Raw genomic sequence first — 12,641 nt, 5'->3', positions numbered from 1 at the left:
ATGCTCGGCAATTAGTGGTGCAGCAGCATAAAAATTCTCATTTAAAAACAGCAACCCAGAACTCTATCTGGCATCTTGTACTGAATTTGGATGTTTTACTTTGACAATCGCCTGCGCTTTTGCGAAAACATTGGGAGAAGCAGAGAATATTTAGCGATTCAAAACAGAATTTCATTTCTGTTTTGGCCTTTTTAGCCGAATAAACTCAGTCTGACATTGGTAGTGACGCATGATGTGGACAGACAGCATGCGTCATACGGATGGACGCGTTACTGCACAGGCTTATGGTCTTCACTTCAGTAAGGCCCTGAACAATGAGCGTTTTCAGGGTGTGGCAGGTAAAGGGAAGGAATTAAGAGAGACAATAATAATGGTAGACAATAAGAAACGCCCCGGAAAAGATTTAGATCGTATCGACAGAAATATTCTGAATGAACTGCAGAAAGACGGTCGAATTTCCAATGTCGAGCTTTCCAAACGTGTTGGATTATCGCCAACGCCTTGTCTTGAGCGCGTGCGCCGCCTCGAGCGTCAAGGCTTCATTCTGGGCTACACCGCACAGCTCAATCCCCATTACCTGGATGCTTCACTGCTGGTTTTCGTTGAGATTACTCTGAATCGTGGTGCACCAGATGTGTTTGAGCAATTTAACGCCGCTGTGCAAAAACTTGAGGAAACTCAAGAATGTCACCTCGTTTCCGGTGACTTTGACTACCTGCTGAAAACCCGCGTACCGGATATGTCCGCCTATCGTAAACTGCTGGGTGAAACCTTGCTGCGTCTACCGGGCGTAAACGACACCCGTACTTACGTGGTGATGGAAGAGGTCAAACAGAGCAATCGTCTGGTGATCAAAACCCGGTAGTGCAGGGCAGGTGCAAAGCTTGCAGGATTTCGGTACACTCCTGTGAATTCATACAGGACCAGCGTCGGGCATGCCCGACGTTGTTGCCTTCTTAATTTACAGGCACCTGGAGAGTTCTCTTGAGCCAGGAATATACAGAAGATAAAGATGTTTCGTTACAACCGTTGAGCAGTGGACGTCGTCTGCTGGAAGCGTTGCTCATTCTTGTGGCCTTGTTCGCCATCTATTTGATGGTGTCGCTGGTTAGTTTTAACCCTTCGGATCCAAGCTGGTCACAAACCGCATGGCACGAACCTATCCATAATTTGGGTGGTAGCGTCGGCGCATGGCTAGCCGATACGCTATTGTTCATTTTTGGCGTGATGGCTTACGCCATTCCTCCCGTCATTATTGGTCTGTGTTGGATCACTTTCCGCCAACGCGATCGCCAGGATTACATTGACTACTTTGCTGTTGGTCTTCGCCTGATTGGCGTGCTGGCTCTTGTCGTGACGACTTGTGGTCTTGCGGCGCTGAACGTTGATGACATCTGGTATTTTGCTTCCGGCGGCGTCATTGGCAGCCTGGTCAGCAATGCGATGGCACCTTGGTTCAGTTCGGCTGGCGGCACCTTAACGCTGCTGTGCGTCTGGGCTGCCGGGATCACCCTTTACACCGGTTGGTCATGGCTGACGATTGCCGAGAAGATCGGTGGCGTGGTGATGGGTGTTCTGACCTTTGCCAGCAACCGTTCACGCCATGATGAACCCTGGCAGGAAGAAGAATACGACGACGAAGAGCAGGCTGATGAGGCGTCGCCTTCAATGCCGGCTTTACAGCCTGCAAATGAAGAAGACGATGTCTTGTTAGCCAAACCGCGCAAGATCAGCGAACCCGTTGCTGCAGAGTTGGGCGACGATCCGCTGCTGGCGAAGGCCAGCGCGGCAACTGCTGCTGCGATTGCGGTTACCACGCAAGCCGCACAGCAAAGCCCAGCCGTCGCGCAGCCTGGGACAAGTGCACCTGCAGAACCCGTCGCGATGCCGCGCGTTGCAGAACCTGCTGCCCAGCCAACGTCGGTTCCACAGCCTGTCGCTGCGGCGCCCGAACCGATCGCGCAGCCTTCTACGCCGCTCTATCGTTTCGAGATGCCAAATGAACCGGCACCTTCGCCGTTTTCGCCGGCTGATGACGATGAAGGCCCAAGTATGGGCAACTGGCAGGATGCCGCTTCATCTTCAGCGCCTTTAAACAGTGTCGCCGCCGCTTCACTGGCTGCGGGAGCAGTAAAAGCAGCATCTTCAACAGCTGCTTATTCGCCTGCTTTCGATATCGTGCCTGAGCGTGATTACAACCCGCAGGTGAAGCAGGGCATTGGCCCAGAATTGCCGCGTCCGAATAAGGTTAAGTTGCCAACTCGACGCGAGTTAGCGTCGTACGGTATCAAGTTGCCTTCGCAGCGTATGGCGGAAGAGCAGGCTAAAGATGCTGAGCAGCAACAGCCGGAAGTCACCGCGTCTTACAGCGTTCCTCCTCAGGAGGATGATGTTGAGCTGCAAGAGGCGCAGTTGCGTGAAGCCTTCGCATCGCAGCAGCAGAATCGTTACGGTGAAAGCTGGCAGGGCGCGTCTGAGCCTGAAGATGAGGATGCATTGCAGCAGGCTCAACTGGCACGTCAGTTCGCCGATCAGCAGCAGCAACGCTATAACGAATCTGATGTGAAAGAAGCGCCGGTCTTTAATCTGGATACCTCGTCTGCGTTTGATTTTTCGCCAATGAAAGATCTGGTCGACGACAGCCCAAGCGAGCCGCTATTTACGATCTCTGCAACGCCAGAGCCGGAAGAACCCGCGCAGTGGCAGCAACCCGCTGCGCCGGAGCCTGCGTCATTACCTTCATTAAGTGCTGAATCTAGCCCGTGGTCGTCACCGGAACAGGAAGCCTATTCTGCGCCGCCTGCACCAGTGAAACCTGCAGCGCCAGCACAGGATAGCTTGTTCCATCCGTTCCTGGTTCGCCATGAACAGCCACTGGAAAAACCTTCTACGCCGCTGCCAACGCTGGATCTGCTCACGTCACCACCGGCAGAAGAAGAGCCGGTGGATATGTTTGCGCTGGAGCAAACGGCGCGACTGGTTGAGGCTCGACTGGCTGATTATCGTGTGAAGGCGGAAGTGGTAGGTATTTCGCCTGGGCCGGTCATCACCCGTTTTGAGCTCGACTTAGCGCCAGGCGTTAAAGCTTCACGTATCTCTAACTTATCGCGTGACCTGGCGCGTTCACTGTCAGCGGTTGCCGTGCGCGTGGTGGAAGTCATTCCAGGTAAGCCTTATGTCGGGCTTGAACTGCCAAATAAACATCGTCAAACCGTTTATCTGCGCGAAGTGCTGGATTGTCCTAAATTCCGTGAAAATCCGTCACCGCTTGCAGTGGTATTAGGGAAAGACATTGCTGGCCAGCCGGTTGTGGCTGATTTGGCGAAAATGCCTCACTTACTGGTTGCCGGTACCACTGGTTCCGGTAAATCGGTGGGCGTTAACACCATGATCATTAGCATGTTGTATAAAGCCACGCCGGAAGAAGTGCGCTTTATCATGATCGACCCGAAAATGCTTGAGCTGTCAGTCTACGAAGGCATTCCGCATCTGCTGACCGAAGTGGTTACTGATATGAAAGATGCGGCCAATGCGCTGCGCTGGAGTGTCGGTGAAATGGAGCGTCGCTATAAGCTGATGTCTGCGCTGGGCGTGCGTAATCTTGCCGGATATAACGAGAAGATTGAGCAGGCTGCGGCGATGGGCCGACCAATTCCCGATCCGTTCTGGAAGCCGGGCGATAGCATGGATACCACGCCGCCGGTGCTTGAAAAACTGCCTTATATCGTGGTACTGGTCGACGAATTTGCCGATCTGATGATGGCGGTCGGTAAGAAGGTTGAAGAGTTGATTGCTCGTCTGGCACAGAAAGCACGTGCGGCGGGTATTCACCTGGTGCTGGCGACACAGCGTCCGTCGGTCGATGTGATTACCGGTCTGATCAAAGCCAACATCCCGACGCGTATCGCCTTTACCGTTTCCAGTAAGATTGACTCACGCACCATCCTTGATCAAGGCGGTGCGGAATCGCTGCTGGGCATGGGTGACATGCTGTACATGCCGCCAAACTCCTCAATGCCAGTGCGCGTGCACGGTGCATTCGTGCGCGACCAGGAAGTCCATGCGGTCGTTCAGGACTGGAAAGCACGCGGTCGCCCGCAATACATCGAAAGCATCACCGCTGGTGAAGAGAGTGATAGCGCGGCTGGCGGTATGATGGGTGATGAAGAGCTGGATCCGCTGTTCGATCAGGCGGTCTCTTTCGTGGTGGAAAAACGCCGGGCGTCCATTTCTGGGGTTCAGCGCCAGTTCCGTATTGGTTATAACCGTGCTGCACGCATCATCGAGCAGATGGAAGCGCAGGGCATCGTTTCTGAACCGGGACACAATGGCAACCGTGAAGTGCTTTCACCGCCGCCACACGAAATGTAAATTATCGCGTGCGATTGTCTGCTTATGGGCCAGTTAACACTGGCCCATTGTTTATCTGTTGGTCGATCCCCATATCTTCGGGAGCTTTCGGCTTTTTCTCCTGTCGAAGAGACAGGACGACAACTACGTTTAATGCAGTAAGTGTCGGGAAACAATGAATAAGGAATCGAATCAGATGAAATTACGCGTTATTGCCTGTGGCCTGTTGGCCAGTTTTGTTTCCGCATCAGTATTGGCGGATGCGTCCAGCGATCTGCAACAGCGTCTCAATAAGGTGAACAGCTTCCATGCCAGCTTCAGTCAGAAAGTGACCGATGGCAGCGGCGCCAACGTGCAGGATGGTGAAGGTGAGCTGTGGGTTAAGCGCCCAAGTTTGTTTAACTGGCACATGACCGCGCCGGACGAAAGTGTAATTATCTCTGATGGCAAAAATCTATGGTTCTACAATCCCTTCGTTGAACAAGCGAGTGTTAGCCTGCTGCAAAATGCGGCCAGCAATACGCCGTTTATGCTGATTGCGCGTAACCAACCAAGTGACTGGAAACAGTACAATATTAAGCAGCAGGGCGATAATTTCGAGCTAACGCCGAAAAGCAGTGATGGCAACCTCAAGCAGTTCACCATCAATGTGACATCGTCTGGCACCATCAATAAGTTCAGCGCGATTGAGCAAGATGGTCAGCACAGCGATTATCAGCTGAAGAGCCAAAACAACGGTGCCATTAGCCCAGACAAATTCACCTTTACGCCGCCAAAAGGGGTAACGGTGGACGATCAACGTCAGTGAGGTCTCGGTGAGTAACCTGTCTCTGGATTTTGCACCTTCGAATGAGTTTCAGCCGCTGGCCGCGCGTATGCGGCCAGCTACGCTGCAACATTACATTGGGCAGCAGCATTTGCTGGCGCCTGGTAAACCGCTGCCGCGCGCTATTGAGGCTGGGCATCTGCATTCGATGATTTTGTGGGGACCGCCGGGGACAGGGAAAACAACATTAGCCGAGATCATCGCCCATTACGGTAAAGCTGATGTTGAGCGGATTTCTGCGGTGACTTCTGGCGTCAAAGAGATTCGTGAAGCGATAGAGCGCGCCCGGCAAAATCGTCAGGTGGGCCGACGCACCATTCTGTTTGTCGACGAAGTTCATCGCTTTAACAAAAGTCAGCAGGATGCATTCCTGCCACATATTGAAGATGGCACCATCACGTTTATCGGTGCCACCACCGAAAATCCCTCGTTTGAGCTCAACTCGGCGCTGCTATCGCGTGCTCGTGTCTATTTACTCAAATCTCTCACCACTGCTGATATCGAACAGGTTTTGCTGCAGGCGATGCAGGATGACGATCGCGGTTATGGCAAAAGCGATATTGTGCTGCCGGATAAAACGCGCCACATGATTGCAGAGCTGGTGAATGGGGATGCGCGTCGGGCACTGAATACGCTGGAAATGATGGCGGATATGGCTGAGAGCAACGCCAAAGGCCAGCGTGAATTAACGCCACAATTGCTTAACGAAGTTTCCGGTGAAAGAGCGGCGCGTTTCGATAACAAAGGCGATCGTTTCTACGATCTGATCTCCGCTCTGCATAAATCGGTACGTGGTTCAGCACCCGATGCGGCACTTTACTGGTATGCAAGAATCATCACCGCCGGCGGCGATCCGCTGTATGTCGCGCGCCGTTTGCTGGCTATCGCTTCGGAAGATGTCGGGAACGCCGATCCGCGCGGCATGCAGGTTGCGTTAGCGGCCTGGGATTGCTTCACTCGCGTCGGTCCAGCTGAAGGCGAAAGGGCAATTGCGCAGGCGATTGTCTACCTTGCCAGCGCACCCAAAAGTAATGCCGTTTACACCGCGTTCAAAGCCGCGATGCGCGATGCGCGCGAGTTTCCTGACTACGATGTGCCGGAACATTTACGCAATGCGCCGACCAAATTGATGAAGGAGATGGGGCTGGGTAAAGAGTATCGCTATGCGCACGACGAGACTAACGCCTATGCCGCTGGCGAAGTCTATTTCCCGCCAGAAATGGCGCAGACACGCTACTATCAACCGACGAATCGCGGGCTTGAAGGGAAAATTGGCGAAAAACTCGCCTGGCTGGCTGAGCAGGATCAAAATAGCCCGATAAAACGCTACCGCTGATAAACACCTTACGGTAAGGTGAGCAAGGATTTCATTGCATTCCATAGGGATGCAAGTCCCGCCATTCGTTCAATCAACCTTTTATTACACAGGATTAGCATGCTCGATCCCAACCTGCTGCGTAACGAGCCAGACGCAGTCGCAGAAAAACTGGCACGCCGAGGATTTAAACTGGATGTGGAAACCTTACGTTCGCTCGAAGAGCGTCGTAAAGTCTTGCAGGTAGAAACTGAAAATCTGCAAGCTGAGCGTAATTCCCGATCCAAATCCATCGGTCAGGCCAAAGCACGTGGGGAAGACATCGAGCCGCTGCGTCAGGAAGTGAACGCACTGGGCGAACGCCTGGATGCGGATAAAGCAGAACTGGATGCCCTGCAAAACGAAATTCGTGACTTTGCCCTCGCATTGCCAAATCTCCCGGTTGACGAAGTCCCGTTGGGTAAAGATGACAGCGAGAACCAGGAAGTCAGCCGCTGGGGCCAGCCGCGCCAGTTCGATTTCCCGGTAAAAGACCATGTTGAGTTGGGTGAAGCCGCAAAAGGTCTGGATTTTGCCGCAGCGGTGAAACTGACGGGTTCACGTTTCATTGTCATGCAGGGCCAGATTGCGCGTCTGCACCGTGCGCTTAGCCAGTTTATGCTTGACCTGCACACGCAGCAGCACGGTTATCTTGAAACCTATGTTCCGTATCTGGTTAATCAGGAAACACTGTATGGAACCGGTCAACTGCCAAAGTTTGGTGAAGATCTGTTCCATACCAAGCCGCTGGGCGAAGAAGCAGGTAGCAGCAACTATGCGTTGATCCCAACCGCTGAAGTGCCGCTGACCAATCTGGTGCGCGATGAAATCGTTGAAGAAGAATCTTTGCCGCTCAAACTCACCGCACACACACCATGCTTCCGTTCTGAAGCCGGTTCTTACGGACGGGATACGCGCGGTTTAATCCGTATGCACCAGTTCGACAAAGTGGAAATGGTGCAGATTGTAGCGCCTGAAACTTCTATGGACGCACTCGAAGAGTTGGTCGGCCATGCAGAGAAAGTGCTGCAGCTGCTCAATCTGCCATACCGTAAAGTGCTGCTTTGCACCGGCGATATGGGCTTCGGCTCTGCCAAAACTTACGACCTGGAAGTTTGGCTGCCAGCTCAGGACACTTATCGTGAGATCTCCTCTTGCTCCAACATGGGGGATTTCCAGGCTCGTCGTATGCAGGCACGCTGCCGCAGCAAAACCGACAAGAAACCACGTTTGGTGCATACGCTGAATGGTTCTGGTCTGGCGGTTGGTCGTACTTTGGTCGCTGTGCTGGAAAACTACCAGCATGCAGATGGCCGCATTGAAGTGCCAGAAGTGTTACGTCCTTATATGGGCGGACTGGAATTCGTTGGCTAATTAACGCGCAATGATATAAGCCCGGCAATGCCGGGTTTTTTGTTTCTTAAGCTTAAAGATAATTATTTTTTAGTCGGAATTAATCAGAAATAAACGTTATCGACAATAAATGGCCATTAACCATTAAAAATCATAAATTCAAATAGATAGATGTCTGCCTGTTATCTTTCATCTTGCCGCTAACCCGCTGAAGATAAATAAAATAAATTGTGCTGCAGCAAATCGTGCGGCGACGATTTTTTGCACATTGACTTTAAAATAGCAAATGGCAAACTGCGCGCAATTATCGTCATCTCTTTTGGTTTTATTCCCTATGTCAACCTGGTCGCGCCCCGTCGTTTTGCTGCTTTGCGGCTTAATGCTCATGACGGTGTCTATTGCTGTGCTTAATACGCTGGTACCGTTATGGCTTACCCATGATCAATTGCCAACCTGGCAAGTGGGTATGGCCAGCTCATCGTATTACACCGGTAATTTGCTGGGCACTTTGCTCGCGGGCTGGTTGATCACTCGTTACGGTTTTAATCGCTGTTTCTACCTGGCCAGTGTGCTTTTCGCCGTTGCGACCATGGGCATGGTGATGCTGGACGGTTTTTATAGCTGGACCATGCTGCGCTTCACCGCAGGTGTGGGTTGTGCACTGATTTGGGTGGTGGTTGAGAGCGCCTTATTATGCAGCGGTACCGTACGTAATCGTGGTCAGCTGCTCGCGGCATATATGATCATCTACTACCTCGGCACGGTTGCCGGCCAGTTGTTGGTGAGTCGTGTGTCGACAGAACTGCTCCACGTGATTCCGTGGGTGACTGCGCTGATTATCTGTGCGGTGTTGCCGGTCGTATTTGTGCATGTCAACGCCAGCGCTGCGACGGAGGAGGCTTCAACGAGTCACCTTTGGGTGATGTTGCGTCGTCGTAGCTCTCGTCTCGGCATCAATGGCTGCATCATTTCCGGTATCGTTCTCGGCTCGCTTTATGGCTTGATGCCTTTATATCTGTCGCATCAGGGCATGAGTGATGCAACCGTCGGTTACTGGATGGCGTTACTGGTCAGCTCGGGCATTGTCGGCCAGTGGCCAGTAGGACGTTTAGCCGATCGCTTTGGTCGCCTGTTGGTGCTACGTGTGCAAGTATTCGTGGTTATTCTCGGTGCGATTGCCATGTTGGGTGATGCTGCGATGGCACCAGCACTGTTTGTGCTGGGGCTGGCGGGTTTTACTCTCTACCCAGTGGCGATGTCCTGGGCGTGCGAAACCGTGGCGCATCATGAGTTAGTGGCGATGAATCAGGCATTACTGTTCAGCTATACCGTGGGGAGTTTGGTGGGGCCGGGAATGACGTCAATGCTGATGCAGAACTACTCTGACCGCCTGCTGTTTGTGATGATTGCTGCAGTTGCACTGGTTTATCTGGTGATGTTACTGCGCAAAGCCGATCATCAGGCAACGCCGGTTGCACATGCTTAACGCATTAATATGAAATAGTAAAAAGGGGAGCCAGCGGCTCCCCTTTTGTTTGCGGTTAATACATCACTTCATGACCGTAGCTGGCGAGGATATTCTTCACTCGCTCCATGGTTTCTTTGCTCGGCGGCTTGACACCATCCAGCTTGTACTCTTCACCCATGGCAATCCATTTGTGTTTGCCTAACTCGTGATAAGGCAGCAGTTCAATCTTCTCAATGTTATCCATATCCTTAGTGAACTCACCTAAGCGATGTACGGAATCATCATCATCAGAGTAACCTGGCACAACAACGTAACGAATCCAGGTACGTTTGCCTCTCTTCTGCAGATAGCGCGCAAAATCCAGCGTGCGGTGATTGGAAACGCCAACCAGAACTTCATGCACCTCATCATTAATTTGTTTCAGATCGAGCATGACCAAGTCAGTGGCATCTAGCAATTCATCGATCACCGGGTCGTAGCGACGAACAAAGCCGTTGGTGTCGAGACAGGTGTGAATGCCTTCGGCCTGGCAGGCGCGGAACCAGTCACGCACAAACTCGGCTTGTAAGATCGCTTCGCCACCCGACGCCGTAACGCCGCCACCAGATGCATTCATGAAGTGACGATATGAGAGCGCATCCTTCATCAACTCTTCGACGGTAACTTCTTTACCGCCATGCGTGTCCCATGTATCGCGGTTATGGCAATACAGGCAGCGCATTAGACAGCCCTGAAAAAAGGTGATGAAACGGATGCCTGGGCCGTCAACGGTGCCGCAGGATTCAAAGGAGTGGATACGACCGATGGTTGACATTGCGATGGATTCTCCAGGTGAGCCTGAACATCAGGCAGCACAATCTATGTCGTGCTCTAACAGTGAAAGTCGATTTTGCCAGGTAGCCAGAACCAGCAAGCTGGCAAAACGGACTTGTGGAGAAAAGGCTCCCGCAGGAGCCTTTTAATCTCAGCAAAGTGCTCTTACAACGACTGAGTGAAGGTACGGGTAATTACATCTTTCTGCTGCTCTTTGGTGAGCGAGTTGAAGCGAACAGCATAACCGGATACGCGAATGGTCAACTGTGGATACTTCTCAGGATGTTCCATCGCATCCAGCAGCATCTCACGGTTCATCACGTTAACGTTCAGATGCTGACCGCCCTCAATGTTAGCTTCATGGTGGAAATATCCATCCATCAAGCCAGCAAGGTTAGTTTTACGCACGTTATCATCTTTACCCAGCGCATTTGGCACGATGGAGAAGGTATAAGAGATACCGTCTTTAGCGTAAGCGAAGGGCAGTTTCGCGACAGAGGTCAGTGAAGCCACCGCACCTTTCTGGTCACGGCCGTGCATTGGGTTAGCACCCGGCCCGAATGGCGCACCCGCACGACGTCCGTCAGGCGTATTACCGGTTTTCTTACCATAAACCACGTTAGAGGTAATGGTCAGCACTGACTGTGTCGGCACCGCATTGCGGTAGGTTTGCAGTTTCTGAATTTTCTTCATGAAACGTTCAACCAGATCGCACGCCATGTCATCAACGCGAGAGTCATTGTTACCAAACTGCGGATATTCCCCTTCAATTTCGAAGTCCACCGCTAAACCATCTTCATCACGGATGGTTTTCACTTTGGCGTATTTGATAGCAGAAAGTGAGTCAGCCGCAACAGACAGACCCGCGATACCACATGCCATGGTGCGATAAACGTCACGGTCGTGCAGCGCCATCAGTGAAGCTTCGTAGCTGTACTTATCGTGCATGTAGTGAATGATGTTCAGGGAGGTGACGTACTGCTTCGCCAGCCAATCCATGAAGTGATCCAGACGCTCCATCACGATGTCAAAATTAAGAATCTCGTCAGTGATTGGCGCTTCTTTCGGGCCTACCTGCATTTTCAGTTTTTCATCAACGCCACCGTTGATTGCATACAGCAGGGTTTTTGCCAGGTTGGCACGCGCACCGAAGAACTGCATCTGCTTACCGACAATCATTGGGCTAACGCAGCAGGCGATAGCATAGTCATCGTTGTCGAAGTCAGGGCGCATCAGGTCGTCATTCTCATATTGCAATGAGGACGTATCGATAGAAACTTTTGCGGCGTATTTCTTGAAGTTAACCGGCAGTTTTTCTGACCACAGGATGGTCATATTTGGCTCCGGAGATGGTCCCATGGTGTAAAGTGTATTCAGGAAACGGAAGGTGCTTTTGGTCACCAGAGTACGGCCATCGACGCCCATACCCGCTAATGATTCTGTTGCCCAGATTGGATCACCGGAGAACAGTTCATCGTATTCAGGCGTACGCAGGAAGCGCACCATACGCAATTTCATTACCAGATGGTCAATCAGTTCCTGTGCGTCTTCTTCAGTCAGTTTCCCGGCCTGAATATCGCGTTCGATATACACATCAAGGAAGGTGGATACGCGACCGAAGGACATCGCCGCACCATTCTGTGATTTCACCGCCGCGAGATAGCCATAGTAAGTCCACTGAACGGCTTCTTGTGCATTGGTCGCGGGCAGTGAGATATCTGAACCATACTTCGCAGCCATCTCTTTGATCTGACCTAGCGCACGGTGCTGTTCAGAGATCTCTTCACGCAGGCGAATGGTGGCTTCGAGGTCAACGCCATTCTCCATATCGCTTTGCAGAGAATTGAACTGTGCAACCTTGTCTTTCATCAGGTAATCGATGCCATACAGCGCGACGCGGCGATAGTCACCGATGATACGACCACGGCCATAGGCATCAGGCAAACCTGTCAGTACGCCTGATTTACGGCAGCGCATGATGTCTGGGGTGTAAACATCGAATACGCCCTGATTATGAGTTTTACGGTAATCAGTGAAGACTTTTTTCAGTGCGGGATCGAGTTCGCGGCCATAAACCTTGCAAGAGCCCTCAACCATTTTGATGCCGCCAAACGGAATGATGGCACGTTTCAGAGGCGCTTCAGTTTGCAGACCAACGATTTTCTCCAGCGGTTTGCTGATGTAGCCAGCGTCGTGAGAGGTGATGGTTGAAGCCAAATCGGTGTCAAAATCCACCGGCGCGTGAGTGCGGTTCTCGATTTTAATACCTTCAAGCACGCTATCCCACAGCTTAGTAGTGGCCGGCGTCGCGCCCGCGAGGAAGGATTCGTCGCCTTCATACGGTGTATAGTTTTTCTGGATAAAGTCACGGACGTTGACGCTGTTCTGCCATTCGCCGGCGCTAAATCCTTCCCAGGCTAACGCCATTTTTTCATTCAGTTCGGACATGATATACCTGCCTTATTTAGGGAGACTTT

At 52.0% G+C, this 12,641-nt stretch carries 9 protein-coding genes; 6 read left to right on the top strand and 3 right to left on the bottom strand.

Annotation, left to right across the window (positions count from 1 at the left end; all coding sequences use genetic code 11):
• Nucleotides 1-370 precede the first annotated feature (370 nt).
• From lrp to serS, 5 genes are all read left to right on the top strand, one after another.
• A complete protein-coding gene (gene lrp, locus PanJK_RS03650; protein WP_006118610.1) occupies nucleotides 371-865 on the top strand; it encodes a leucine-responsive transcriptional regulator Lrp in 495 nt (164 codons plus the stop codon).
• A gap of 119 nt (nucleotides 866-984) precedes the next feature.
• Complete coding sequence (locus PanJK_RS03645; protein WP_265297172.1) at nucleotides 985-4,371, top strand: DNA translocase FtsK 4TM domain-containing protein; 3,387 nt, start codon at nucleotides 985-987, stop codon at nucleotides 4,369-4,371.
• 175 nt (nucleotides 4,372-4,546) lie between these two features.
• Nucleotides 4,547-5,158, top strand: a complete 612-nt coding sequence (gene lolA, locus PanJK_RS03640) for an outer membrane lipoprotein chaperone LolA (RefSeq protein WP_008102417.1) — start codon at nucleotides 4,547-4,549, stop codon at nucleotides 5,156-5,158.
• Between the two features lie 7 nt (nucleotides 5,159-5,165).
• Nucleotides 5,166-6,512 (top strand): replication-associated recombination protein A, encoded by a 1,347-nt coding sequence (locus tag PanJK_RS03635; protein ID WP_265297171.1) that lies wholly within the window; start codon nucleotides 5,166-5,168, stop codon nucleotides 6,510-6,512.
• A 99-nt stretch (nucleotides 6,513-6,611) separates the two neighbouring features.
• Nucleotides 6,612-7,904 (top strand): serine--tRNA ligase, encoded by a 1,293-nt coding sequence (serS, locus tag PanJK_RS03630; RefSeq protein ID WP_265297170.1) that lies wholly within the window; start codon nucleotides 6,612-6,614, stop codon nucleotides 7,902-7,904.
• Between the two features lie 168 nt (nucleotides 7,905-8,072).
• Here serS and PanJK_RS03625 read toward each other — a convergent pair whose 3' ends face one another.
• Nucleotides 8,073-8,270, bottom strand: coding sequence for a hypothetical protein (locus PanJK_RS03625; protein ID WP_256698477.1), 198 nt, complete (start codon nucleotides 8,268-8,270; stop codon nucleotides 8,073-8,075).
• Here PanJK_RS03625 and PanJK_RS03620 point away from each other — a divergent pair.
• A complete protein-coding gene (locus PanJK_RS03620; RefSeq protein ID WP_256696087.1) occupies nucleotides 8,218-9,369 on the top strand; it encodes an MFS transporter in 1,152 nt (383 codons plus the stop codon). The two genes, PanJK_RS03625 and PanJK_RS03620, sit on opposite strands and share 53 nt — an antisense overlap.
• A 55-nt stretch (nucleotides 9,370-9,424) precedes the next feature.
• Here PanJK_RS03620 and pflA read toward each other — a convergent pair whose 3' ends face one another.
• Complete coding sequence (pflA, locus tag PanJK_RS03615) at nucleotides 9,425-10,165, bottom strand: pyruvate formate lyase 1-activating protein (RefSeq protein ID WP_008102409.1); 741 nt, start codon at nucleotides 10,163-10,165, stop codon at nucleotides 9,425-9,427.
• 164 nt (nucleotides 10,166-10,329) lie between these two features.
• Nucleotides 10,330-12,612 (bottom strand): formate C-acetyltransferase, encoded by a 2,283-nt coding sequence (gene pflB / locus PanJK_RS03610; protein WP_265297169.1) that lies wholly within the window; start codon nucleotides 12,610-12,612, stop codon nucleotides 10,330-10,332.
• Nucleotides 12,613-12,641: the final 29 nt, after the last annotated feature.

Source organism: Pantoea sp. JK (assembly GCF_026130245.1).
In the GTDB taxonomy this organism is placed as follows: domain Bacteria; phylum Pseudomonadota; class Gammaproteobacteria; order Enterobacterales; family Enterobacteriaceae; genus Pantoea; species Pantoea trifolii.
The sequence above is the reverse complement of the archived record's forward strand: the minus strand, read 5'-3'. Positions and strand labels throughout refer to the sequence as shown.